Below are 24,150 nucleotides of genomic sequence, written 5' to 3'. Positions count from 1 at the left end.
TGAAACGGTTTGTCAGACCATAAAATTAATTAAATATCAATGATACAGTATACTAGTCTCTCACAAATCTGATTTTCATATTTAGGAATACAGCTATAACGAATCTGTTTCCGAAAAGTCCTTTCAACATCTTCTATATTATTGGCACCATCAATGACACAAATATGGCTAAGAATACACTTTAGAGTATTTTCATCCATTTTTAAAAACGCTTCGTAATATTTTTTATGTTCTTTATTTTCTGATTTAAGACAAATATTTCTTAACTTCTCATATGCACCTTCCACATTGCGCTTTTGATCTTTTTTTAAATAAGAAGCCGCCGAATTTTCTGGTGCAATTGCAGTTGTAACGATAAGAAATTCTGTTTCATCTATAATATCTGGCGATTCAGATACTACATCCATCCAAACCTTTAGTGTTCTCCATAAATCTGTACTTCCATCTGTCAGATTTCCCTGCCTCTGCACATGATGCTTTAATTGAATAAGTTGCTTTGGCAAGCCATCTTTACTAAAAGCAACATCATCAAATTTTTCAATACTTATTTGAAAATCAGAATTATCGTTATCTAGCAATAGAGCTAAAGCGTATCGTACCTGATACAAATATCCTATCATCTGTTCGGATGCTTGGTGATTAATCATTTTTTCACTCTCCTCTCTGATTTTCTTAAATTGTAGTATATTGTTGATAATATTGTACCACATACATTATAGTTTTTGCTATTTTTCTCAAACATTTTGCCAATATATTGTTACTAAAGGCAGTAAGGCAGTCGTAGTGACTGCCTTACTATATCTATTTATATCACTGCCTCCTTCTTCTTATCTGCAGCCAGATGCTCTCTGTCAGTGTCCATCTTAGACACTGCATTTTTCTTTTCTGAAAGTCTCTCTTTAAGTGAAGGACGTTCTTTCTTCTCATCACGCTTTTCCTCTTTCTGTTTTGCACGTTCCCCAGCACGGTCACTGCGGAACAGCTCATGCTCTTTTGCATCATATTCATACACATGATCCGAAAGACGTTCCTGTGGTGCTACCTGTGTCTGGTTCACTTCCTGCACCATCTGTTCAAGGTCTCTTAGCTCCATTCCGGCATCTTTCGGGATAATCAGCGTTTCATGCACAGATGAAGGCAGTACATAGAAGTCTCCAACCTTGTCTGCAATTTCCTGTCTGGTATCATCATTTAATATAGCGGCAGCTCCATTTACCTTCGTGTCATTTGTCAGTACAAACATCGTGTCAGGAACATCCGGTATCATCTGGGATGCCATTTCTCTTGCCTCTGATATATCCTTATCATTATCCCTTGCAATGTCCCCAGCCATCATTTCTATAATGGTCTCGCTCATTCCCTTGAAGCTGTATGGCTGCAAAACATCCATGTTCAAAAGAGCCTGTTTGTGCAAATCCCCAAGAGTAATCCCATACCTGTCCATCAGATTATCTGTAATCGTTATGGTTGCAGTACCTTCCACCTTTTTGTTCATTAAAATCTGATACACAACCGCCAGATCTTCCACCTTGGTGTATGATTTGTCCTCAAGAAACTGCCTGTTGGCTTCCTCATTGATGAGCTTGCACACAATCTTGTCTTTGACATTGTCAAAATCAGTCACTGCGGATACATCCATATCATGGTCAATATAATGTGCCTGATATGTGGCTGCAATCTGCCCAAGCACATCATCCATCTCAGCTCCATCTTGTATCTGTTCAAAATACGAATTCAAATATACGGTTGGAGAAATATTGCTTTCTTCCGTCCGAATTGTCAGACCGTCCAAAACACAGTCATTATTCTTTACTACCTGATGAACAGAAACCGTTGCATCTGCAAATTTCTCCGGTAAAAAATCCTGTATCTGCTCTTTTACCTGTTCTACAAAATCCTTATATTCCATTACTTTCTCTCTCCCTTCCCGGTATTCTTCTGTGATTTGTCTGCCAACTTCGATACTTTCATCCCATACAACTGATAACGCTTCATCATGCTCTGCTTGTTTGTTTCCGCAATTTCCTTTTCTAACTGTTTCATTCCTGGTTTCCTCCTTACTCTGCATGTGTTCCAAAAGAAAAAGATGTATTATCCTGTTTCTTTGTACTGAATTTTGCTTTTACATCTGCTACCTTATTTTCTAAAGCACCAAACACAGCCTCTACCTGCTCCGCTGTATATTCATAAGCTGACTTATTGGCAAGGAGTTCCAACCTTCCAATCGCATCAATCGCTTTGTTCATGCGGTATTCTCCAAGGCGAATAAACTTCTCCGCTTTGGTTTCATTATTCTTTGCCGCAGGCTCCTCATCCTGTGTTCCGGCTCCGTTTACAGTTACATTTTCTTCATTCATGTTCGTATCCTCCATTTTCAAAAAACGCAAAAAGGCGTATGAAACGGTTACATCTCATACGCCTTTACGCTGTTACAATTATTTTGTTTTTACATCGCCGTGTAATTATTTAGCTGGTTATCAACATCCCTGCCCGCATACATAACACGGATGACTGTCACAATTCCTGTATCTTTATTCGGAATATAAAATACCAGATAATTGTCAACAGGCATTACCCTTAGCCCTCTGCTGTTCCACGGTTCTTTTTCATAAGGTCTGAATTTCTCTGGAAATTCCTCAAGCCCTATGATGTGTTCTTCTAACCTTTCGAGCTGCCCTGCCGCATTATCTGGTGAAAGCAATTCAAAAGCAATATATTCATATATTCCCCTTAAATCGGCATCAGCTTGATCGGTGGTAATTACCTCATAAATCATATACCGTAATCTTTGCGAATATCAGCAAATACCTGCCTTGCAGATTTTGTTCTGCCTGCAACCATATCCGCATATCCTTTCTCCAGTTCCGCATTCAATTCTGCTTCGGTCAGTTCTGCCACATTAGCAGGTTTTGCCGTAGGTATTTTCACTTCAAAAGGAAGTCCCCTGTTTAGAATAATCTGTTTATAGAACATATTGATAGCATTGGATGCCGGAATACCAAGTGCTGACAAGATACTTTCTGCCTGCTCTTTCACATCTGGCTCTATTCTTGCGTACAAATTAGCTGATTTTGTTGCCATAGTGTAACACTCCTTTCAAAAATCTTAGTGTCTCCTTTTCTAGCTATATTATACCAATCCGTGCGCACAATAGCAATACGTTTTTATTTCTTCTTTGCAAACTCCAGCTTGACCTTATACTGTGATCCTTTGATTTCCTTGCCATCTTTGGTATAGGAATAATCCTCAATTCCTTCCGGAATTAGGTAGGCATCGTAAGTGCCTTTCTTTCCCTTTAAACCTTTGACGAAAGTCTTTTTCCCTTCCAGCATACTCTTAATCTGCGTATCGGAAAGTACAGTCCCCATAGCCCTGCCAACATTCATACCACACTTATTTTTGCAGTAAGCTCCATATTTTCCCTTTACCACATCACCGCCACATTTCGGGCATTTTCCAAGGGCTTCCTGTGCGCTCTGATTTCCTCCAAACATGGATTTCTGCTCGTCACTAATGCTGTGATAGGTCTGCACAAGGTTCTTTACCATATCCGCAATTCCATCCATAAACTCCTGCATAGAATACTCGCCCTTTGCAACAAGGGTAAGGGTATTTTCCCAGTCAGCGGTAAGTTTCGGGGACTTTACCACATCGGGAAGCACCGTAATCAGCTTCATTCCGTCCTCTGTAGGGAGCATCTGCTTTTTCTCACGCTTCACAAAACCGTCCTTGACCAGCTTCTCGATAATGTCTGCTCTGGTGGCAGGTGTGCCAAGTCCTTTACGCTCCACATCATCTCCCATATCCTCACTTCCGGCTCGCTCCATTGCTGACAAAAGGGAATCTTCCGTAAAGTGCTTCGGCGGTGTGGTATAATGCTCGCTAATCTTCGTCTGTACCCCGTCAAAGGTCTTCCCCTTTGAAAGCTCCGGCAGTTTCTTATCCTCCTGCTCTTTATCTTCCGTTGTCTTAAAAGAACGCTTAAAAGCATCTTCAAAATATTTCCACCCGTTTTTTAGGACCGACTTGCCTGAAGTGGCAAAAGTGTAACCACCGCAGGAAAGCTCTGCCTTTACCGTTTCATAAAGTGTTATCCAGCACCCTTGGTGCTCCAAATCATTCTTATATCAGTCAAATTAAATGAAAGTACTGACTCAGATATTCTGATGTTTTTTACAGCAGAGTGTTTGAACCGGTACCTTCTTGTGTTATCATATCAAAGTTACAAGAATAGCAGGTATCTCCCCGACCAAAGTTTGACACCTGCTATCATAACAATCCGATGCACCACTACATCCTTAAACAGGGAGATGCTGCACCAACGCTATGATAACAATTACAGTACCTTTTGACAATCCGTTAAATCAAAAAACTTACGAAAATCTTATCAACACCTTACAGTTCCATCAGTTACAGTGTACCTGTGGCCATTCAGGATGCTTAACCATTCATGGCTACTATCCCCGTTCCCTCAAGAAAGATGATTCTGAAATCACTTTATCTATCTACAGGGTTAAATGCTCTCACTGTGGTAAAACCCATGCTCTGCTTCCTTCCCAGATTGTGCCTTATTCCCAGGTATCCTTACAGGAGCAGGCTGCTATCATATCTGCTTATGAGGATTCCGGAGATTTTAAACAGATCATGGACAGAACTCCTTCTATTGATGAAAATCTTATTGCCTCCATCACCAAACGCTATATAATGCACTGGATGCAGAAGATCCGTTCCTTTCGGGTTGATTTATCCTTCCCATCCCGTCTTGTAAAGCTGTGTTTTTCACTTTTTATGAACCAGTTCATGCAGATAAGACAGACCCCAAATATCTTATTTCTTACACCCACATAGCCTTACAGGAAACCTCTCCCGATCCCTTCTATACTTAAGAAAAAATGAAAGAGAGGACTTCAAATGAAACAGGAATTAGCACAGGATATCGCTTTGATGCGGTATTCCATGATCTCACCACTGATTGTTGGTCTCCCGGATGAGTACAGATCCAAGGAGGCTTACTTTCGTGCGGCCTCTGCACGTGGTGCACTCCATCCAAACGGATCCTTCATCCATCCGGCACCGACATCCATCAAACGCTGGTACCAGCACTATCAGAAGAATGGTTTTGACGCCCTGCTCCCTTCCAGCCGCAGCGACGAGGGAACTTCCAGAAAGATCGACCCTGACCTTGAGGAACAGATCCGATATCTGAAAACAACCTATCCCCGTATGTCTGCAGCTGCTATCTTCCGTCAGTTGTGCACAAATGGATCCACGAGCCGTAATGAACTGTCAGAATCCACCGTAAACCGTTTCTTAAACAACCTTGCTTTAAAAGAAAAGACGACAAACAATCAGGATATGCGTCGTTATGAACGTGCCCATGTCAATGAGGTATGGTGCGGTGACAGCAGTGTTGGCCCTTACCTGAAAACAGAAGACGGCAAAAAGCATAAGGTATATGTGATCGCCCTCATTGATGACGCCAGCCGCTACATTGTTGGCGTTGATGTCTTTTTCAATGATAACTTCGTCAATCTCATGTCTGTCATGAAATCAGCAGTTGCAAAGTTTGGTGTTCCAAAGTTATTCAACTTCCAGACAGACAGTATGCCATATAAATAAAAATCATTGATTTTAAGGCATTTTCAGGAACTATCAACCACTAAAATCTATATGAAAACAGATTAAAAATGCAATAAAAATGCAATCGAAGTACATTCAGATTTTATAAGATAGACCAGCAAACCTCAATATCATCCCAAAATAGACGTTCAACAATGGGCGTCTATTTTTTGTTTCAAAATTAAATGGGGCTGAAAACAGCCCCGATGGGAATTGGAGATTTGACCCTCCCGGATTCTTCATGTCATGCCAGCCGTAATTTTTTCCATTGCCCCTGCACACTTTAGCAAAAATTCCCAGAAATTCCGTCGCCCACCATAATGCTTTTTACAGTTGTTATTATTGTCATAAGCGTACCTCCTGATATTATAAATCTCCACTGAAATCTACTTTTAAGTTGTTGGGAGTACATGACAGAGCTACATGAAAAAACACAAGCTAACAATCCTAACCATGACGATTTAATTTTTAACACCTAGATAATATCACAACCCTGTAATTTCTTCAATAGCCCCAGAAAGGATGTGATACTACGAAGAAATCACCACCGCCGGAGCGTTCCCCTCCGACTTTCAAACCAGAACCCAAAACTAACCATCAAACGCAACATTCAGAAAGGACAGGTACATCTATATGGAATTAAAATTCGTTATCCCCAACATGGAAAAGACATTCGGCAACTTGGAGTTTGCCGGAGAAGACAAAACAGAACAAAGAAGAATCAACGGACGCATGGCGGTACTCTCCCGCAGCTTCAACCTTTATTCAGACGTACAGAGGGCGGATGATATTGTGGTTATCCTCCCTGCCGAAGCCGGAGAGAAGCATTTTGACTTTGAAGAACGTGTGAAGCTCGTCAATCCCCGTATCACCGCAGAGGGCTATAAAATCGGCACAAGGGGCTTCACTAACTACATTTTACACGCTGACGATATGGTAAAAGTGTAAGGAAAAGGAGGACATCAGACTATGAGATTAGCAAACGGAATCGTGATTGACAAGGAAGCAACATTCGGGGCATTGAAATTTTCTGCCCTCCGCCGTGAGGTTCACCTCCAGAATGAAGACGGCTCGGTATCAGAAGAAATCAAGGAGCGTACCTATGACTTAAAATCCAGAGGACAGGGGCGTATGATTCAGGTTTCTATCCCTGCCAGCGTGCCATTAAAGGAGTTCGATTACAACGCAGAGGTGGAAATCATCAATCCTGTGGCAGATACCGTGGCAACGGCTACCTTTCAGGGGGCAGAGGTGGACTGGTACATCAAGGCGGATGATATTGTTCTGAAAAAAGGTGCTGCCATGAATCCGCAGCCGCCAAAGAAAGAACCGCCAGCAGAAAAATAAGTATGGACGCAATTACTGGATATGAAGAATACGAACAGGACTTCCGGCTGGTTTCTCTGCCGGAATACTGCTGGATGGCAGGTCAGCTTCTTATCGAAGCCCTAGAAGATTATCAGCCGCCGGAAAATCTGGCAGTTTATATGCCGGAATGTCTGTGCAGGGAGTCATCCGGCTATACTTTTTTATTTCAAGCCCATATGGAAGACAGCAAGAAAGGATATTCGCTGCTTTATATGGGCTATTTTTAATCACGGAAAGGAGGATTGTTCCCATGAAGCAGCTTTTCCCCCGTGGAAAACGTATCCGTCCCACGGATAAAGACCTTGTGTCCCATACTGCCCTTGCTGCCCTGTTCCCTGTCTTCCTGCTGGTTGTCCTACTGTTTCATATCCGGCAAATAGCCGGAACCAACTGGCAGGAAGTGCCCCTCTCCCAGATAGCACAGGATGTAAATATCCCTTACCTGTTATTCAGCATGGGCATGGCAGGGCTGGTGTGTCTTACAACAGTTCTTCTGTTCTGGCGATACCGCAGGGACGAAGTAAAGCAGCTCATCCACCGCCAAAAGCTGGCAAGGATGGTGTTGGAAAACAAGTGGTATGAATCGGAGCAGAGAACGGAAGACGCTTTTTTCAAGGACTTGTCTTCCAGCCGTTCCAAAGAAACCATCACTTACTTTCCCAAAATCTACTACCGGATGAAACAGGGCTTGCTCCATATCCGTGTAGAAATCACCTTGGGGAAATATCAGGAACAGCTCTTAAACTTGGAGAAAAAACTGGAAAGCGGCTTGTACTGTGAGCTGACGGATAAGGAATTAAAGGATTCCTATGTGGAGTACACCCTGCTCTATGATACCATTGCCAACCGTATCTCCATTGAGGACGTACAGGCAAAGGATGGCAGACTCCGGCTCATGGAAAATGTCTGGTGGGAGTATGACAAGCTCCCCCATATGCTCATTGCCGGAGGAACCGGCGGCGGAAAGACCTACTTCATCCTGACCCTCATTGAAGCCCTGCTCCGCACCAACGCCGTCCTGTTCGTGTTAGACCCCAAAAACGCCGACCTTGCGGACTTACAGGAGGTTATGCCGGATGTGTACTACAAAAAGGAAGATATGCTCGCCTGTATTGACCGTTTCTATGAGGAAATGATGAAACGCAGCGAAGACATGAAGCTCATGGAGAATTACCGGACAGGGGAAAACTACGCTTACTTGGGGCTTCCGGCAAATTTCCTTATCTTTGATGAATATGTGGCATTTATGGAAATGCTCGGCACAAAGGAAAATGCCGCTGTCCTCAACAAGTTAAAACAAATCGTTATGCTTGGGCGGCAGGCTGGTTTCTTCCTGATTCTCGCCTGCCAGCGTCCGGACGCAAAGTATCTGGGGGATGGAATCCGTGACCAGTTCAATTTCCGTGTGGCTCTGGGGCGGATGTCGGAAATGGGCTATGGGATGATGTTCGGGGAAACCACAAAGGACTTCTTCCTAAAGCAGATAAAAGGGCGTGGCTATGTGGATGTGGGAACCAGCGTTATCTCGGAGTTTTACACACCCCTAGTACCCAAAGGACACGATTTCCTCAAAGAAATAAAAAAACTGACAGACAGCAGGCAGGGAGTGCAGGCGGCGTGCGAAGCGAAAGCCGCAGAAACGGACTGACCTGCTGTGGCTGGTGTGCCGCAAGGCACGCTAGCATAAACCCCTCGTATCTAACAGAGGGGTACAAATCGACAGGCAACAACCAAACAACAGGGCAGAATCCCACGGTACACAAGGGATTTTTCCCATATCCGGCGTATGTCAACAAGGCTCCGAAAGTTGACATACGCTTTTTTAGACAGGAGGGATTTTCGCTGAACGAAGAAACATGGGTACGGGACATCAAAGAGAAACGGGAAGTTTACGGTATCTCACAACAGAAACTTGCCTTAGCTGCCGGAATTACCCGTCCGTACCTGAGCGATATTGAAACGGGCAAGGCTCACCCATCCGAAACATTACAGGAAACCATCACGAAAGCTCTGGAACGCTTCAATCCAGACAATCCCCTTGAAATGCTCTTTGACTATGTGCGGATTCGCTTTCCCACTACGGATGTGAAGCATATCGTGGAAGACGTGCTGCGGCTAAAACTGCCTTACTTTATCCATGAAGACTACGGCTTCTACTCTTACACGGAGCATTACTATCTGGGGGATATTTTCGTTCTGGTATCACCGGAACTGGAAAAAGGGGTGCTGTTGGAACTGAAAGGGCGTGGCTGCCGCCAGTTTGAAAGCTATCTGCTGGCACAGGAACGGAGCTGGTATGAATTTTTCATGGACGTTCTCATGGAGGACGGCGTGACGAAGCGGCTTGACCTCGCTATCAATGACAAAACGGGAATCCTGAACATTCCCAATCTGACAGAGAAGTGCCGGAATGAGGAATGTATCTCGGTCTTCCGCAGCTTCAAAAGCTACCGCAGCGGCGAACTGGTACGGCGTGGGGAAAAAGAATGTATGGGGAACACCCTGTATATTGGTTCCCTCCAAAGTGAGGTGTACTTCTGCATTTACGAAAAGGACTATGAGCAGTACAAGAAGCATGATATTCCCATTGCGGACGCAGAGGTAAAGAACCGCTTTGAAATCCGGCTGAAAAATGAGCGTGCCTTTTACGCCATCCGTGACCTGTTAGAACATGACAATCCAGAACGGACAGCCTTTCAAATCATCAACCGCTATGTCCGGTTCGTGGACAGGGACGATACAAAGCCCCGTTCTGACTGGCGTATCAGTGAGGAATGGGCGTGGTTTATCGGGGAACACAGGGGAAGCCTGAAACTGACAACCAAACCGGAACCCTATTCCTTTGAACGCACCCTGCACTGGCTCTCACATCAGGTAGCACCCACCTTAAAGCTGGCTCTCCGTCTGGATAAGATGAACCACACCCAGATTGTCCATGACATCATCACCCATGCAAGGCTGACGGAGAAGCATGAAAAAATCCTGAAGCAGCAAGCCGCCGCTGCAAAGGAGGTGGTGCTTTAACGGCGGCAATCTTGAAACATAAGGAATCTTACAAGAAAGAAAGGAGCTTTTATGAATTTCGGACAGAATCTTTACAACTGGTTTTTATCCAACGCCCAGTCCCTTGTGCTGCTGGCAATCGTGGTGATTGGACTGTACCTTGGATTTAAGAGGGAATTTTCCAAACTTATCGGTTTTCTGGTGGTGTCCCTTGTAGCGGTCGGTCTGGTCTTCAATGCGGACGGTGTAAAGGACATTTTACTGGAACTGTTCAATAAGATTATCGGTGCATAGAAAAAACATATCACACTTCCGTTATGGAGCAAGCTCTGATTGCTTCATAGCGGAAGTCCACTAGGGGCTTGGGGAGCGTAACTCCCCAAAAGAAGCCTGACGGAGAATGGAGGTGACACTGTGGAAGAAATGCGGATTTACATTGCCAACTTAGGAAAATACAATGAGGGCGAACTGGTGGGGGCATGGTTTACGCCGCCTGTGGATTTTGAGGAAGTCAAGGAACGTATCGGCTTGAATGATGAGTATGAGGAATACGCCATCCATGACTATGAGCTGCCCTTTGAGATTGACGAATACACCCCCATTGAGGAAGTCAACCGCCTGTGTGAAATGGTGGAGGACTTACCGGAGTACATTCAGGAGGAACTATCAGAGCTGCAATCCTACTTTGGCAGTATCGAAGAACTCTGTGAGCATGAAGACGATATTATCTGCCATTCCGGCTGTGACGATATGGCGGATGTGGCTCGCTACTATCTGGAAGAAACTGGACAGCTTGGGGAACTTCCGGCACACTTACAAAACTATATCGACTATGCAGCCTATGGGCGTGACATGGAATTGGAGGGAACCTTTGTTGTCACAAACCACGGCGTATATGAAATCTTACGGTAGACCCGTCTGTATCTCTTTCAAGAAATACAGGCGGCTTTTTTATTCAGGGGCGGCTTTTGCTGCCCCATCTTTTAGAAAGGACGGACAACATGAAAAAAATACGAAGCTATACCAGTATCTGGTCGGTGGAAAAGGTACTATATTCCATCAATGATTTTAAGCTGCCATTCCCCATCACGTTCACACAGATGGCGTGGTTCGTGGTATCGGTGTTTGCAGTTATGCTCTTGGGGAACCTCCCTCCCCTTTCGTTCATTGACGGGGCATTTTTGAAATATTTCGGCGTACCCTTTGCCCTCACTTGGTTCATGTGCCAGAAGACCTTTGACGGGAAGAAGCCTTACGGCTTCCTGAAATCCGTACTGGCATATCTGGTACGCCCGAAACTGACCTATGCAGGAAAGCCCGTGAAGCTGGAAAAGGAATCTCCGGCACAGCCCATCACGGCAGTAAGGAGTGATATTTATGGCATATCCGATTAAGTATATCGAAAATAACCTTGTGTTCAACCATGATGGGGAGTGCTTTGCTTACTATGAGCTGCTTCCCTACAACTATTCCTTTTTAAGCCCTGAACAGAAATATCAGGTACACGATTCGTTCCGGCAGCTTATCGCCCAGAACAGGGACGGGAAGATTCACGCCCTGCAAATCAGCACGGAATCCAGCATACGGGCGGCACAGGAACGCTCCAAACAGGAAGTGACAGGCAAGCTAAAGGACGTTGCCTGTGCAAAGATTGACGCACAGACCGAAGCCCTGATTTCCATGATAGGGGAAAATCAGGTGGACTACCGCTTTTTTATCGGCTTCAAGCTGCTTGTCAATGAGCAGGAAGTCACCATGAAGCAGTTTCGCAGGGAAGCAAAGACCGCCGTTTCCGATTTTCTCCATGAAGTCAACCACAAGCTCATGGGGGATTTTGTTTCCATGAGCAATGAGGAAATCTGGCGGTTTCAGAAGATGGAAAAACTGTTGGAAAGTAAAATCTCACGCCGCTTTAAAGTCCGGCGGCTTGATAAGGACGATTTTGGTTATCTGATTGAGCATTTATACGGGCAGACCGGAACCGCCTACGAAGATTATGAGTATTACCTGCCAAAGAAGCGGTTTCAGGAAGAAACGCTGGTGAAATACTATGACCTCATCAAACCCACCCGTTGTCTGATAGAGGAAAACCAGCGGTATCTGAAAATCGAACAGGAAGACGGGACGGTTTATGCCGCCTACTTCACCATCAACAGCATTGTGGGGGAACTGGACTTCCCATCCTCGGAAATCTTTTACTATCAGCAGCAGCAATTCACTTTTCCCATTGATACCTCTATGAATGTGGAGATTGTGACAAACCGGAAAGCCCTCTCCACGGTGCGGAACAAGAAAAAAGAGCTGAAAGATTTGGACAACCACGCATGGCAGAATGACAGTGAAACCAGTACAAACGTGGTGGACGCTTTAGACAGCGTAAATGAGCTGGAATCCACCTTAGACCAGAGCAAGGAATCCATGTATAAGCTGTCCTATGTGGTGCGTGTGACGGCTCCCGACTTGGAAGAACTGAAACGCCGCTGCAATGAGGTAAAAGATTTTTATGACGATTTGAACGTGAAGCTGGTTCGCCCCTTTGGGGATATGCTGGGGCTGCATGGGGAATTTCTCCCTGCCAGCAAACGGTATCTGAACGATTACATCCAGTATGTCACCAGCGACTTCCTTGCTGGTCTTGGCTTCGGGGCAACCCAGATGTTAGGGGAACCGGAGGGTATTTATATCGGGTACAGCCTTGATACGGGAAGAAACGTGTACTTAAAGCCTGCCCTTGCCAGTCAAGGGGTAAAAGGCTCTGTCACCAACGCCCTTGCTGCCGCTTTTGTCGGCTCCCTCGGCGGTGGAAAATCATTCAGTAACAACATGATTGTCTACTACTGTGTATTATTTGGGGCACAGGCACTCATTGTTGACCCGAAAGCAGAACGGGGACGCTGGAAAGAAACCCTGCCGGAAATCGCCCATGAAATCAATATCGTAAACCTGACCTCAGAGGAACAGAACAGGGGCTTACTCGACCCGTATGTGATTATGGAGAACCCAAAGGATTCCGAATCACTGGCAATCGACATCCTGACCTTTTTAACGGGCATTTCCAGCCGTGACGGGGAAAAGTTCCCTGTTCTTCGGAAAGCCATCCGTGCGGTGACAAACAGTGAGGAACGGGGGCTTTTCAAGGTGATTGAAGAACTACGGGCGGAGGGAACCACCATCAGCACCAGCATAGCAGACCATATTGAATCCTTTACGGACTATGACTTTGCACACCTGCTCTTTTCGGATGGGGATGTCACACAGTCCATCAGCCTTGAAAAGCAGCTCAATATCATTCAGGTGGCGGATTTGGTGCTGCCGGATAAGGAAACCTCGTTTGAAGAATACACCACAATGGAACTGCTTTCCGTGGCAATGCTCATTGTAATCAGCACCTTTGCCCTCGACTTCATCCATACCGACCGCAGTGTGTTTAAGATTGTGGATTTGGATGAAGCATGGAGCTTCTTACAGGTGGCACAGGGCAAGACCCTCTCTATGAAGCTGGTTCGTGCCGGACGTGCCATGAACGCAGGCGTTTACTTTGTCACCCAGAACACGGACGATTTACTGGATGAAAAGCTGAAAAACAATCTGGGCTTAAAGTTTGCGTTCCGTTCCACGGACATCAACGAAATCAAGAAGACCCTCGCCTTTTTCGGTGTGGATTCCGAAGATGAAAACAACCAGAAGCGGCTCCGTGACTTGGAAAACGGGCAGTGCCTTATCAGTGATTTGTACGGGCGTGTGGGAGTGATACAGTTCCATCCTATCTTTGAAGACCTGTTCCATGCCTTTGATACCAGACCGCCCGTAAGAAAAGAGGTGGAATGATGGTGATACATAGAACTTCCAACGGGCAGCAACTCCCTGTTCCCTATTCAGAAAAAAAGGGCTTGTCTTGGAAAATAGCAGGAAAAGTGATTGGCAGGGTGCTTCTGGCACTCCTGCTCATCCTCCTGCTGCTGGCAGTCTTCGGCACAGCCGCCCACGCTGCCGGACTGGTGGATGATACGGTGGACGCTGCCAACGAATACAGCAAATATCCTCTGGACAACTACCAGCTTGATTTTTATGTGGACAGCGGATGGGACTGGCTCCCGTGGAACTGGCTGGACGGTATCGGAAAACAGGTGATGTACGGGCTGTATGCCATCACAAATTTTATCTGGACAATCAGCCTGTACCTTTCCAACGCCACGGGGTATCTGATTCAGGAAGCCTACTCGCTGGACTTCATTTCCTCTACGGCGGATTCCATTGGGGAAAATATGCAGACCCTTGCAGGCGTTACCACAGGCGGCTTGTCCTCGGAGGGATTTTATGTCGGGTTCCTGCTGATTCTCATTCTGGTAGTGGGGATTTACGTTGCCTACACAGGGCTTATCAAACGGGAAACCACAAAAGCCATCCATGCCGTTGTGAATTTCGTGGTGGTGTTCGTGCTGTCCGCTTCCTTTATCGCCTATGCCCCTGATTATATCGGGAAAATCAATGAATTTTCCGCAGACATCAGCAATGCCAGCCTGACCCTTGGCACAAAGATTGTGCTGCCGAACTCGGAAAGTCAAGGAAAAGACAGCGTGTATTTGATACGGGACAGCCTGTTTTCCATTCAGGTCAAGCAGCCGTGGCTCCTGCTGCAATACGGCAACTCGGATGTGGAAAGCCTTGGGACTGACCGTGTGGAACGCCTGCTCTCAACCAGTCCAGACGAAAACAACGGGCAGGACAGGGAAGAAATCGTAGTGGAGGAAATCGAAGACAGGGAAAATACGAACCTTACCATCACAAAGACCATCAACCGCTTGGGAACCGTCTTCTTCCTGTTCATGTTCAATATCGGTATCTCCGTTTTTGTATTCCTGCTCACGGGGATAATGATTTTTTCACAGGTGCTTTTTATCATCTATGCCATGTTCCTGCCTGTGAGCTTCCTCCTTAGCATGGTTCCCTCTTTTGAGGGGATGTCAAAACGTGCCATTACGAAACTGTTCAATACCATCCTTACCAGAGCCGGAATCACCCTGATTATCACGGTAGCGTTCAGTATTTCCACCATGCTCTACAACCTGTCTGGGGAATATCCGTTCTTTCTGACGGCGTTCTTGCAGATAGTGACCTTTGCCGGAATTTATTTCAAGCTGGGGGATTTGATGGGGATGTTCTCCTTGCAGAGCGGCGATTCCCAAAGCATGGGAAGCCGTATCATGCGAAGACCCCGTATGCTCATGCACGCCCATATGCACCGTTTACAGCATAAGTTAGGACGTTCTGTGGCGGCTCTTGGGGCTGGTACGGCTGCCTACCATGCAGGAAAACAGGCTGGCTCAGACCAGAGAACTGCTTCCAGCTCCGGTTCTTCCAAACGGACACAGGCAGACCACAGCAGACCAGACGGGCAGGCAGCACCGGAAAAGGAATCCGCATGGAAACGGGCTGGCTCTGCGGTAGGTGCGGTGGCAGATACCAAAGATAAGATAAGCGATACTGCTGGACAGCTTCGGGAGCAGGCAAAGGATTTGCCCGTCAATGCAAAGTACGCCCTTTACCACGGGAAAACACAGGTATCAGAGGGAGTACGGGATTTTACTTCCAGCGTGACCCAGACCCGAACTGCCAGAGCCGAACAGCGAAACGCACAGGCAGAAAGCCGCAGACAGACCATTGCAGAACGCAGGGCGGAACTGGAACAGGCAAAACAACAGCAAAAGACAGCTTCCGAAGTACTCAAAGGAGCGGCTCCTGTCCATGAACGCCCTGTTACTGCAAAGCAGCCGGAAGATTTCCAAAACCATGCAGATACCATTCATGCAGGAAAACCAGCCATGCAGCCTGCTTCCCCATCCATCAGGGAACGGGGACAGGTTCCTTATGGGGGAACTGTGGCAGAACGGGCTTCGGTTCCGGTGGTAAAAGCGGCTTCCATCCACCATGAACAAACACCGCCTGTAAGGACAGAACGCCAGATAGTCCCTCCGGCTTCCCCAGACAAACCAGAGGAAAGACAAAAGACAACTACTACACCTGCTGCTCCCCGTCCGGCAAGACCTGTCCATAACGATACGGCTCCTGTGATACCGGAAAGAAAACGGGCTGCCCCTGCGGTAAAAGAATCGAACTTTACCATCCGGCGTACCACCGCCAGAAAGGAGTGGACAAAAACGGAAAAAGCAGCTGCCAAACAGAAGAAAGGGGAGAAGCCATGAAGTTAAGACACCTTTTCTTTGCCTGTTCCGGCGTGTTCGTGATGATGTTCTCCCTGCTCCTTTTGGTGGTGATTGTCTTCTCGGATGAGGAAGACGGCGGAAGCGGCGGAAACCTTATCTATGGGGGTGTGAGCGTATCACAGGAAGTCCTCGCCCATAAGCCTATGCTGGAAAAGTATGCAAAGGAATATGGCATAGAGGAATACTTAAATGTACTGCTCGCCATCATTCAGGTGGAATCCGGCGGCACGCTGGAAGACGTTATGCAGTCCTCGGAATCTCTGGGGCTTCCCCCGAACTCCCTGAGTACAGAGGAATCCATTAAACAAGGCTGCAAGTATTTCTCGGAACTGCTCGCAGCGGCAGAAACAAAGGGCTGTGACTTAAACAGCGTGATTCAATCCTATAATTACGGCGGCGGTTTCCTAGACTATGTGGCAGGACACGGAAAAAAATACACCTTTGAACTGGCAGAGAGCTTCGCAAGGGACAAATCCGGCGGAAAGAAAGTCACCTACACCAACCCTGTTGCGGTAGAGAAAAACGGGGGCTGGCGATATTCCTATGGAAATATGTTCTATGTCCTCTTGGTATCGCAATACCTGACCGTGGCACAGTTTAATGATGAAACGGTACAGGCTATCATGGACGAAGCCTTAAAGTATGAGGGCTGGACGTATGTGTACGGGGGCGATTCCCCCTCCACTTCCTTTGACTGTTCGGGACTGGTGCAGTGGTGTTATGGAAAGGCAGGAATCGCCCTGCCACGGACAGCTCAGGAACAGTACAATGTAACGCAGCACATCCCCCTGTCCGAAGCAAAAGCAGGGGATTTGGTCTTTTTCCACTCCACCTACAACGCCGGAACCTACATCACCCATGTGGGGCTGTATGTGGGAAATAACCGGATGTACCATGCCGGAAATCCCATTGGCTACGCAGACCTGACAGGCTCCTACTGGCAACAGCACCTTGCCGGAGCCGGACGAATCAAACAATAAGAAAGGATGAACCGATATGATTCAGATTAGAAAAGAGGATAACCAGAAAAAGCAGAAAGAAAAGAAACTGAAAGTTTACAAAGTCAATACCCACAAAAAAACCGTAATTGCCCTGTGGGTGCTGCTGGCAGTGAGCTTCCTGTTTGCCGTCTATAAGAATTTCACGGCGATAGACATTCATACTGTCCATGAAACCAAAGTAATTGAGGAAACCATCCTCGACACCCACAAGATAGAAAACTTTGTGGAGAATTTCGCAGAAGTCTACTATTCATGGGAACAGTCCGCCGCTTCCATTGATAACCGGACAAACGCTTTAAAAGGGTATCTTACCGGAGAACTGCAAGCCCTGAATGTAGATACTGTCCGAAAGGACATCCCCGTATCGTCTGCCCTGACCGATTTTCAGATATGGGAAATCACAGAAGAAAAGGAACAGCATTATGAAGTGACTTATACGGTGGAACAGCGTATTACAGAGGGGGAATCCGGTAAAACCGTCCGTTCCGCCTATCAGGTGACGGTCTATGTGGACGGCTCTGGAAACCTGACGATTATCCAGAATCCTACCATCACCAGCGTTCCCGTAAAATCCGGCTATACGCCAAAAACGGTACAAAGTGACGGTACGGTGGATTCCATCACCACAGAAGAAATCAACGAATTTCTCACCACCTTTTTCAAGCTGTACCCTACGGCAACCGCAAAGGAGCTGACCTATTATGTGAATGAGGGCGTGCTGAAACCTGTGGGGAAAGAATATATCTTCTCGGAACTGGTGAATCCGGTCTACAACCGAAACGGAAATCAGGTGACGGCTTCCCTTGCGGTGAAATATCTGGATAACCAGACCATGACAACACAGGTATCGCAGTTTGACCTTGTGCTGGAAAAGAACGGGGAAAACTGGAAGATTGTGAAATAGAGCTATATAAATACAGAAGACACATTGTATTTCTTGAAAGATTACAATGTGTCTTCTCATTAAAATTCTGTTCTGGACATTCACCTGTCCTCTGTTTCGACTTTGGCTATCTCTTTTGCTGTGGCGGTGACTACCCGTATTCCTTTCTCGCTCATACTATCAAGCAATGTATCAAGTTGTCTGCGTTGTGTATCTTTTTCCGCTGATTTATCTGGGAAAAAGAATTGGTCTACGGATATATCATAACGTGTTACAAGCTCATAAAAGATTTGCAAACTCGGCTGTTGCCCTTTATTTTCAATGTTAGCAAGATAACGTGGTGAGATATACATTTCATCACTTACTTTCTTGCGGCTCTCTTTTCGTTCGGTTCTCGCTGCTTTGATAGCTTGTCCGAAAGCCTTAAAGTCATATTTAGCTGTTGGTCTTTTTGCCATATTTATTCACCCATATACATTCTACTGTTCCTCTTTCATACTGAATACGTCTACACAGTTCCTATTTATAGCCATAATAATTCATAGACTTGCACTTGCTATTATTCGTATGTCCGACTATAATTATACTGATATGATTTGTAGAAAGGACTTGGGTGTTATGGAATATATGTCTTGCCACGAAGCAGCGAAGAAATGGGGGATTTCTGAACGACGTGTACAGATTCTTTGTAAGGAAGATAGAATACCGAGAGTTTCAAAAATCGGTTATATGTGGTTGATACCAAAGGATGCAGAAAAACCTGTTGACGCAAGGAGAAAGGAGTTTAAGCATGAGTAACTTATTACTTTTAGAAGATGATATTAGCTTAATAGACGGGTTGTATTACTCTCTAAAGAAAAATGGTTTCTACGTTGATATTGCCCGTACTGTTGAAGAAGCAGAAAAGCAATTAGCGCAAATCGAAAAATACGATTTGCTTATTCTTGATGTGACACTGCCGGACGGAACAGGCTTTGAGGTTTGCAAAAATGTGCGGAAACATAACAAACAAATACCGATTATCTTTTTGACTGCTTCTGATGAAGAAGTCAATATTATTCGTGGCTTGGATTGTGGCGGGGACGATTATGTTACAAAGCCCTTTAAGTTGGGGGAACTATGTTCCCGTATTCGTGCCTTGTTACGACGTGCAGGAGTAACACCTCAGGACAAGGCAAGTGTATTGAAATGTGGGGACATTTCGATTGACTTTTTAAGTTGCCGCGTAATTTTGAACAATAAAATACTAGAACTGACAAACGCAGAATACCGTCTGCTTTGTCTGTTAGTACGAAATGCAAATCGCATTGTTTCTAGAGATATTATTCTAAATGATTTATGGGACGGTACAGGAAATTTTGTTGACGATAACACCTTATCGGTTTATATCCGGCGGCTTCGCGAAAAAGTGGAAACTGACGCTTCCCACCCGCAGCGCTTAATAACCATTCGCGGCTTTGGTTATCAGTGGAAAGAGGTGTAAGTATGAATATTTTTCGTGACAAGCAAATAAAACACTTTTCTCTTTTTATTGCTATATACAGTATTTTACTTGTGGGAGTTTCTACATGGTTTTCTATAAATCAATTAAATACAGCAAAGTCTATGTATCTGGAACATGATAGAGCTATTGTATCTGCCTTGTTGGAACAGGCGGTTTCAAAAGAAGTAATTGCCAATGCTATTTCTTCCACAGATATAAGTACCGCGGGAATGGAATTTTTAGATAATCTGGGAATTACCACAAATACGTTTGGTAGCTTGTTGCCACATTTTTCCCAGTTTCAATATCACTTTTTGCGTATAGCATTAGGAGGGGGAATTTGTCTAGTGATAATTCTTGTCATTGGGGTTATTTCTTTCCTACAAATTAGAAATAATCTATATCGACAGTCTGGAAAAATTATAGATAACTATATTAACAATGACTATTCTTGTCATTTACCGCAAGACAGTGAGGGGGAACTTTTTCGTTTATTTGCTTCTGTTGAACAGCTTGCAACTATGCTTAAAGCCAAAAGTGAAACAGAACATAAAACAAAAGAATTTTTGAAAAGCACAATTTCAGATATTTCACATCAACTGAAAACTCCATTAGCAGCTTTGATGATGTATCAAGAAATTATAGAAGCGGAACCAGATAATATTGAAACAGTAAAAAAATTTTCGCAAAAAACCGGAACCGCCTTAAAACGAATAGAACAGCTTATTTTGTCTATGCTTAAAATCGCACGTTTAGATACTGGAAATATTCTTTTTGACAAGCGTACCTGTCTTATACAGGAATTAGTTAAAAACGCTATCAGTGAACTTACAATAAGAGCTGCACAAGAAAAAAAACAGATTATTGTAAATGGAACATCTAATCAAGTTATTATGTGTGATATGGATTGGACAAGTGAAGCGATTGGGAACCTTGTAAAGAACGCGTTAGACCATACAGAAATAGGTGGAATAATAAAGATTACTTGGGAAAGTACACCAACTATGATACGAATTTTAGTTTCTGATAATGGAAGTGGAATTGCCCCGGAAGATATACACCATATTTTCAAACGCTTTTATCGCAGTAAATATTCCCTCAACACTCCGGGAATTGGGTTAGGACTTCCTCTTGCAAAATCTATTATAGAGGGACAAGAGGGGCTTATTTCTGTTCAAAGTGTTTTACATGAAGGTACTACTTTTTCAGTTTCTTTCCTTACGAAATCGTAAGGTGAAATTCACCGGATTGTAAGCTGCTCCTGTTATCCTTTAAGAAAGGAGGTCTATGATTTATGGAAATTTTAAAAGTTGAAAAATTATGTAAAACTTACGGGAAAGGCGAAGCAAAAGTAAATGCTTTAAAAAATGTGTCTTTCTCTCTTGAAAAAGGGGAATTTGCCGCAGTTGTAGGTGAATCTGGTTCTGGAAAAAGTACTTTGCTTAACTGCATCGGTGCTTTAGATATGCCGACTTCAGGCTCTATTTTTATTGACGGGCAAAATCTGTTTTCTATGAAAGAAGAAAAACGGACAATTTACAGACGACGCAACATAGGATTTATTTTTCAGTCATTCCAACTTGTGTCTGAGCTGAATGTAGAACAAAATATTATTTTCCCTCTACTGTTAGATTATCAAAAGCCAGACCCTAAAAAAGTAAACGAAATCCTCGATTTACTTGGATTGGCAGAACGCCGCTATCATTTACCTAGCCAGTTATCCGGAGGACAGCAACAACGAGTAGCGATTGGGAGAGCTTTGATAACACAGCCAAAACTAATTTTAGCTGACGAACCAACGGGAAACCTCGACAGTAAAAATAGTCAAGACGTTATTGATATGCTTATCAGTGCGTCAAGACATTTTAAACAAACAATTTTGATGATAACGCACAATAATAATTTAACATCTTCGGTTGACAGGGTGTTTCGTGTGAGCGACGGTATTCTTACAGACTTAGGAGGGACAGCAAATGAAGCATTATCTTAAACTTGTCCCTATATTGACCAAAATCCACCGCAAGCAAAGTAGAATGACCCGTATTTGTATTACTCTTGCGGTTATTTTGGTTGCTGTCATGTTTGGTCTTGCCGATATGTATTTACAGGGTGTTACGCAACACGAAATAGAGAAAAGCGGAAACTGGCATTATGCGTTTCATACTATTGATTCGCAGACAGCTTCCTTTATTTCAGCTCGTCCAGAGGTAAAAATTTCCGGGTGGCATAATACAGTTTCTTCTGAAGCAGGATATTCTATTAAAGAACAGCCTATTACTATCAGCGCACAAGATAAAAGGGTTTTTGAAGATATATTTCTGAACGGGATTGCAGAGGGAGAATATCCAGACGCACCAAACGAGATTGCAATATCTTCTTCACTTAAAGATACTGCTTCTGTTTTGTTGAATGATACAGTTGAATTGTATAATCCGAACGGAAGTGTGGCAGATTATCAGATAGTTGGCTTTTTAGATGATACAAAAACTTCACGCTTGATTGCTGAGAATTTGCCGATTGTAGTAATGACACCAGAGGGTTTAGGAACGCTGGCTGTTTCTAGCGCTAATGAAAGTTATGTTGCCCAGTTTTCACATTTATGCAATATACCGGACGCAATCAATGATATAAAAGCAGCCAATCATCTGACTGATGAACAGATAACCGGAAATACTCCTCTTTTGAGCATACAAGGGCAAATAGAGGGGAAAACAGGTGTAAACCAGATTTATCAAGTAGCCTTTATTCTTTCACTTATTGTCATGCTGACTTGCATTTTGATGATTTCAAGCAGTCTAAACAGCAATGTCGCAGAGAGAACAGAATTTTTTGGTATGCTCCGGTGTCTGGGGGCAACCAAAAGACAAATAATGCGATTTGTACGCTTAGAGGGGCTGTATTGGTGTAAAACGGCTATTCCCATTGGAATTATATTCTCCATTGTGATTGTCTGGATTTTGTCTGCCGCCATGCGGGTAATAAGTCCAGAATGGTTTTCTTCAATGCCGATTTGGGGTATTAGTTGGATAAGTATAGTCGCAAGTATTTTGTTAGGATTGCTGACCGTTTTACTGGCTGCCTGTTCTCCGGCAAAAAGAGCCGCAAAAGTTTCTCCGCTTACCGCTGTATCAGGGAATGCTGGACAAATAGCTACGTTTCACAAAGCAGCTAACACAAAGACATTTAAAATTGAAACCGCATTGGGTATTCATCACGCAAAAGCAAAGAAAAGAAATTACATTTTAATGACAGGGGCATTTGCTATCTGTATTACATTGTTTCTCACGTTCAGTACACTTGTTGATTTTATGCAAAATGCTTTTGTGCCCCCGGTTTATACGCCGGAATTATCCATAGCAAGTGAAACTAATACTTGTTCGATTGAGAGCGAAATGTTAGCACAGATTAAGAAAAATAATGATGTCAAGCGGGCATACGGACGTATGTTTGCTTATGATGTTCCATCAGAAAATAATGGAAAAAGCTACAATGCAAATCTTATTTCCTATGAGGAAAATCAATTTCAATGGGCGGCGGATTCTTTGGTAGCAGGTTCCATAGAAACAGTTATGCAGCAAGAAAATCAAGTGCTATTCGTACAGACGGGAAATGTTAATGTACAAGTTGGCGACAAGATAACTTTATCTATCAATAATACGAAAAAAACTGTTACGGTTGCAGGAATTTTGTCTGATAGCCCCTTAGCCCGTGTAAAGGGTACGGAAACCTTTTTCTGTTCGGAAGCAACCTTTAGCGCACTGACCGGAGAAACTGGCTATACTATTATCGACATTCAATTTGAGAACAACGCTTCCAGTGAAGATGTAAACGCAATTAAAAACATATTTACTAATGGTGGCGTAATATTTTCAGACAGCCTTTCTCAAGTGCAGCAGCAAAGAAATCTGTATTATACTTTTGCAGTTCTTGTTTACGGCTTCCTATCTATTATCGTTGCTATTACCATTTTCCATATTATGAATACAATCAATCTGGGAGTTGCCGCAAAAATGAAAGAATACGGAAGTATGCGAGCGATTGGAATGAGCAATCGCCAACTTATAAAAATGATAATCGCAGAAGCAGGAACCTACGCAATAAGCGGAGTGATTTGGGGTTGTATCATTGGACTTCCTATGCACTGGGTTATCTATGTAAGTCTTATAACAAATATTTGGGGAACAGCATGGAGTGTTCCGTTTATTCCCCTTATACTCATAATCGCTATTGTACTGTTGACTTCTCTTTTGGCAGTTAAAGGACCTGCAAAACGGTTACAGCGAATGTCTATCGTCGAAAATATTAGTGCACAATAATCTTTTGAGAGGGGGAATTTCAAAAGTGCCCCCTCTTTTTCTATCTTACAAATCCGTAAGCTAAAATTCATCTTAAAGTAAGTTGATATTGATAAAATAAATCAAAACATAATATTTGTTTGTTATCTGCCGGACGACGGCAAAAGAAAAAAAAGCCGTCGTAACGCAGACAGATTTTCACGTGCTTTTGAAGCGGTGGCTTTGATTTTTAGAGCCGCCGCTTCTTTTTGTCTATTACTGAACCAACAATGAC

Annotated in this window: 25 protein-coding genes and 1 pseudogene; 18 read left to right on the top strand and 8 right to left on the bottom strand. The window is 44.2% G+C overall.

Annotated features, from left to right (window positions below):
• Positions 1-29 precede the first annotated feature (29 nt).
• From DW650_RS11450 to DW650_RS11425, 7 genes are all read right to left on the bottom strand, one after another.
• On the bottom strand, positions 30-647 hold the full coding sequence (locus DW650_RS11450) for a hypothetical protein (RefSeq protein WP_118209974.1): 618 nt from the start codon (positions 645-647) through the stop codon (positions 30-32).
• Between the two features lie 158 nt (positions 648-805).
• A complete protein-coding gene (locus DW650_RS11445; protein WP_118209973.1) occupies positions 806-1,909 on the bottom strand; it encodes a DUF5688 family protein in 1,104 nt (367 codons plus the stop codon).
• Positions 1,909-2,043, bottom strand: a complete 135-nt coding sequence (locus DW650_RS20320) for a hypothetical protein (protein WP_279216714.1) — start codon at positions 2,041-2,043, stop codon at positions 1,909-1,911. The genes DW650_RS11445 and DW650_RS20320 overlap by 1 nt, the downstream gene beginning before the upstream one ends.
• Positions 2,044-2,057: 14 nt before the next feature.
• The gene (locus tag DW650_RS11440; RefSeq protein ID WP_118209972.1) at positions 2,058-2,357 is read right to left on the bottom strand and encodes a hypothetical protein; all 300 of its coding nucleotides are present in this window, start codon (positions 2,355-2,357) and stop codon (positions 2,058-2,060) included.
• A gap of 89 nt (positions 2,358-2,446) precedes the next feature.
• Positions 2,447-2,776, bottom strand: coding sequence for a type II toxin-antitoxin system RelE/ParE family toxin (locus tag DW650_RS11435; RefSeq protein WP_118209971.1), 330 nt, complete (start codon positions 2,774-2,776; stop codon positions 2,447-2,449).
• A complete protein-coding gene (locus DW650_RS11430; RefSeq protein WP_118209970.1) occupies positions 2,773-3,081 on the bottom strand; it encodes a type II toxin-antitoxin system RelB/DinJ family antitoxin in 309 nt (102 codons plus the stop codon). The genes DW650_RS11435 and DW650_RS11430 overlap by 4 nt, the downstream gene beginning before the upstream one ends.
• An 83-nt stretch (positions 3,082-3,164) precedes the next feature.
• Positions 3,165-4,115: a DNA topoisomerase gene (locus tag DW650_RS11425; RefSeq protein WP_243091727.1), complete on the bottom strand. Its 951-nt coding sequence runs from the start codon at positions 4,113-4,115 to the stop codon at positions 3,165-3,167.
• 211 nt (positions 4,116-4,326) lie between these two features.
• Here DW650_RS11425 and DW650_RS11420 point away from each other — a divergent pair, with 211 nt between their 5' ends.
• The 14 genes and pseudogenes from DW650_RS11420 (at position 4,327) to DW650_RS11355 (ending at position 18,119) form a co-directional block, all read left to right on the top strand.
• Positions 4,327-4,848, top strand: coding sequence for a DUF6431 domain-containing protein (locus DW650_RS11420; RefSeq protein ID WP_118209969.1), 522 nt, complete (start codon positions 4,327-4,329; stop codon positions 4,846-4,848).
• Between the two features lie 63 nt (positions 4,849-4,911).
• Positions 4,912-5,604: pseudogene (locus DW650_RS11415) on the top strand (helix-turn-helix domain-containing protein); the annotation flags it as partial.
• Between the two features lie 648 nt (positions 5,605-6,252).
• Complete coding sequence (locus DW650_RS11410) at positions 6,253-6,567, top strand: YdcP family protein (protein WP_118209968.1); 315 nt, start codon at positions 6,253-6,255, stop codon at positions 6,565-6,567.
• Positions 6,568-6,588: 21 nt separating this feature from the next.
• Positions 6,589-6,966 (top strand): YdcP family protein, encoded by a 378-nt coding sequence (locus tag DW650_RS11405; protein ID WP_118209967.1) that lies wholly within the window; start codon positions 6,589-6,591, stop codon positions 6,964-6,966.
• A 2-nt stretch (positions 6,967-6,968) separates the two neighbouring features.
• A complete protein-coding gene (locus DW650_RS11400; RefSeq protein WP_032547033.1) occupies positions 6,969-7,214 on the top strand; it encodes a hypothetical protein in 246 nt (81 codons plus the stop codon).
• A 23-nt stretch (positions 7,215-7,237) separates the two neighbouring features.
• Positions 7,238-8,635 carry an FtsK/SpoIIIE domain-containing protein gene (locus DW650_RS11395; protein WP_118209966.1) on the top strand — a complete coding sequence of 466 codons (1,398 nt, stop codon included), beginning with the start codon at positions 7,238-7,240 and terminating at the stop codon, positions 8,633-8,635.
• Between the two features lie 164 nt (positions 8,636-8,799).
• The gene (gene mobT / locus DW650_RS11390; protein WP_118209979.1) at positions 8,800-10,011 is read left to right on the top strand and encodes a MobT family relaxase; all 1,212 of its coding nucleotides are present in this window, start codon (positions 8,800-8,802) and stop codon (positions 10,009-10,011) included.
• 51 nt (positions 10,012-10,062) lie between these two features.
• On the top strand, positions 10,063-10,284 hold the full coding sequence (locus DW650_RS11385; protein WP_002570387.1) for a hypothetical protein: 222 nt from the start codon (positions 10,063-10,065) through the stop codon (positions 10,282-10,284).
• A 129-nt stretch (positions 10,285-10,413) separates the two neighbouring features.
• Complete coding sequence (locus tag DW650_RS11380) at positions 10,414-10,902, top strand: antirestriction protein ArdA (protein ID WP_173721802.1); 489 nt, start codon at positions 10,414-10,416, stop codon at positions 10,900-10,902.
• An 89-nt stretch (positions 10,903-10,991) separates the two neighbouring features.
• Positions 10,992-11,384: a conjugal transfer protein gene (locus tag DW650_RS11375; RefSeq protein ID WP_118209964.1), complete on the top strand. Its 393-nt coding sequence runs from the start codon at positions 10,992-10,994 to the stop codon at positions 11,382-11,384.
• Entirely contained in the window at positions 11,368-13,818 is a 2,451-nt protein-coding gene (locus DW650_RS11370; protein WP_118209963.1) for an ATP-binding protein, read from the top strand. The genes DW650_RS11375 and DW650_RS11370 overlap by 17 nt, the downstream gene beginning before the upstream one ends.
• Entirely contained in the window at positions 13,818-16,193 is a 2,376-nt protein-coding gene (locus tag DW650_RS11365; protein WP_118209962.1) for a CD3337/EF1877 family mobilome membrane protein, read from the top strand. Before DW650_RS11370 ends, DW650_RS11365 begins: the two co-directional genes overlap by 1 nt.
• Positions 16,190-17,194 carry a bifunctional lytic transglycosylase/C40 family peptidase gene (locus DW650_RS11360; protein WP_118209961.1) on the top strand — a complete coding sequence of 335 codons (1,005 nt, stop codon included), beginning with the start codon at positions 16,190-16,192 and terminating at the stop codon, positions 17,192-17,194. Before DW650_RS11365 ends, DW650_RS11360 begins: the two co-directional genes overlap by 4 nt.
• A gap of 16 nt (positions 17,195-17,210) precedes the next feature.
• On the top strand, positions 17,211-18,119 hold the full coding sequence (locus DW650_RS11355; RefSeq protein WP_118209960.1) for a conjugal transfer protein: 909 nt from the start codon (positions 17,211-17,213) through the stop codon (positions 18,117-18,119).
• Between the two features lie 80 nt (positions 18,120-18,199).
• On the opposite strand, the gene DW650_RS11350 is transcribed toward DW650_RS11355, so the two are convergent.
• Positions 18,200-18,556: a helix-turn-helix transcriptional regulator gene (locus tag DW650_RS11350; RefSeq protein ID WP_118209959.1), complete on the bottom strand. Its 357-nt coding sequence runs from the start codon at positions 18,554-18,556 to the stop codon at positions 18,200-18,202.
• A gap of 332 nt (positions 18,557-18,888) precedes the next feature.
• Here DW650_RS11350 and DW650_RS11340 point away from each other — a divergent pair, with 332 nt between their 5' ends.
• From DW650_RS11340 to DW650_RS11325, 4 genes are all read left to right on the top strand, one after another.
• Positions 18,889-19,581, top strand: a complete 693-nt coding sequence (locus DW650_RS11340; protein ID WP_118209958.1) for a response regulator transcription factor — start codon at positions 18,889-18,891, stop codon at positions 19,579-19,581.
• 2 nt (positions 19,582-19,583) lie between these two features.
• Positions 19,584-20,813 (top strand): sensor histidine kinase, encoded by a 1,230-nt coding sequence (locus DW650_RS11335; protein WP_118209957.1) that lies wholly within the window; start codon positions 19,584-19,586, stop codon positions 20,811-20,813.
• Between the two features lie 62 nt (positions 20,814-20,875).
• Positions 20,876-21,571 carry an ABC transporter ATP-binding protein gene (locus DW650_RS11330; RefSeq protein ID WP_118209956.1) on the top strand — a complete coding sequence of 232 codons (696 nt, stop codon included), beginning with the start codon at positions 20,876-20,878 and terminating at the stop codon, positions 21,569-21,571.
• On the top strand, positions 21,555-23,897 hold the full coding sequence (locus DW650_RS11325; RefSeq protein ID WP_118209955.1) for an ABC transporter permease: 2,343 nt from the start codon (positions 21,555-21,557) through the stop codon (positions 23,895-23,897). The genes DW650_RS11330 and DW650_RS11325 overlap by 17 nt, the downstream gene beginning before the upstream one ends.
• Positions 23,898-24,150 lie beyond the last annotated feature (253 nt).

Source organism: Roseburia sp. AM23-20 (assembly GCF_003470905.1).
Classification (GTDB): Bacteria; Bacillota; Clostridia; order Lachnospirales; family Lachnospiraceae; genus Roseburia; species Roseburia rectibacter.
This window is presented reverse-complemented; position numbering and strand designations above follow the sequence as displayed.

Bases quoted from the DNA above. Each gene is read 5' to 3' on its own strand.
- DW650_RS11450 (WP_118209974.1), bottom strand. From the start codon at position 647: ATGATTAATCACCAAGCATCCGAACAGATGATAGGATATTTGTATCAG.
- DW650_RS11445 (WP_118209973.1), bottom strand. From the start codon at position 1,909: ATGGAATATAAGGATTTTGTAGAACAGGTAAAAGAGCAGATACAGGAT.
- DW650_RS20320 (WP_279216714.1), bottom strand. From the start codon at position 2,043: ATGAAACAGTTAGAAAAGGAAATTGCGGAAACAAACAAGCAGAGCATG.
- DW650_RS11440 (WP_118209972.1), bottom strand. From the start codon at position 2,357: ATGAATGAAGAAAATGTAACTGTAAACGGAGCCGGAACACAGGATGAG.
- DW650_RS11435 (WP_118209971.1), bottom strand. From the start codon at position 2,776: ATGATTTATGAGGTAATTACCACCGATCAAGCTGATGCCGATTTAAGG.
- DW650_RS11430 (WP_118209970.1), bottom strand. From the start codon at position 3,081: ATGGCAACAAAATCAGCTAATTTGTACGCAAGAATAGAGCCAGATGTG.
- DW650_RS11420 (WP_118209969.1), top strand. From the start codon at position 4,327: ATGATAACAATTACAGTACCTTTTGACAATCCGTTAAATCAAAAAACT.
- DW650_RS11410 (WP_118209968.1), top strand. From the start codon at position 6,253: ATGGAATTAAAATTCGTTATCCCCAACATGGAAAAGACATTCGGCAAC.
- DW650_RS11405 (WP_118209967.1), top strand. From the start codon at position 6,589: ATGAGATTAGCAAACGGAATCGTGATTGACAAGGAAGCAACATTCGGG.
- DW650_RS11400 (WP_032547033.1), top strand. From the start codon at position 6,969: ATGGACGCAATTACTGGATATGAAGAATACGAACAGGACTTCCGGCTG.
- DW650_RS11395 (WP_118209966.1), top strand. From the start codon at position 7,238: ATGAAGCAGCTTTTCCCCCGTGGAAAACGTATCCGTCCCACGGATAAA.
- DW650_RS11385 (WP_002570387.1), top strand. From the start codon at position 10,063: ATGAATTTCGGACAGAATCTTTACAACTGGTTTTTATCCAACGCCCAG.
- DW650_RS11380 (WP_173721802.1), top strand. From the start codon at position 10,414: ATGCGGATTTACATTGCCAACTTAGGAAAATACAATGAGGGCGAACTG.
- DW650_RS11375 (WP_118209964.1), top strand. From the start codon at position 10,992: ATGAAAAAAATACGAAGCTATACCAGTATCTGGTCGGTGGAAAAGGTA.
- DW650_RS11370 (WP_118209963.1), top strand. From the start codon at position 11,368: ATGGCATATCCGATTAAGTATATCGAAAATAACCTTGTGTTCAACCAT.
- DW650_RS11365 (WP_118209962.1), top strand. From the start codon at position 13,818: ATGGTGATACATAGAACTTCCAACGGGCAGCAACTCCCTGTTCCCTAT.
- DW650_RS11360 (WP_118209961.1), top strand. From the start codon at position 16,190: ATGAAGTTAAGACACCTTTTCTTTGCCTGTTCCGGCGTGTTCGTGATG.
- DW650_RS11355 (WP_118209960.1), top strand. From the start codon at position 17,211: ATGATTCAGATTAGAAAAGAGGATAACCAGAAAAAGCAGAAAGAAAAG.
- DW650_RS11350 (WP_118209959.1), bottom strand. From the start codon at position 18,556: ATGGCAAAAAGACCAACAGCTAAATATGACTTTAAGGCTTTCGGACAA.
- DW650_RS11340 (WP_118209958.1), top strand. From the start codon at position 18,889: ATGAGTAACTTATTACTTTTAGAAGATGATATTAGCTTAATAGACGGG.
- DW650_RS11335 (WP_118209957.1), top strand. From the start codon at position 19,584: ATGAATATTTTTCGTGACAAGCAAATAAAACACTTTTCTCTTTTTATT.
- DW650_RS11330 (WP_118209956.1), top strand. From the start codon at position 20,876: ATGGAAATTTTAAAAGTTGAAAAATTATGTAAAACTTACGGGAAAGGC.
- DW650_RS11325 (WP_118209955.1), top strand. From the start codon at position 21,555: ATGAAGCATTATCTTAAACTTGTCCCTATATTGACCAAAATCCACCGC.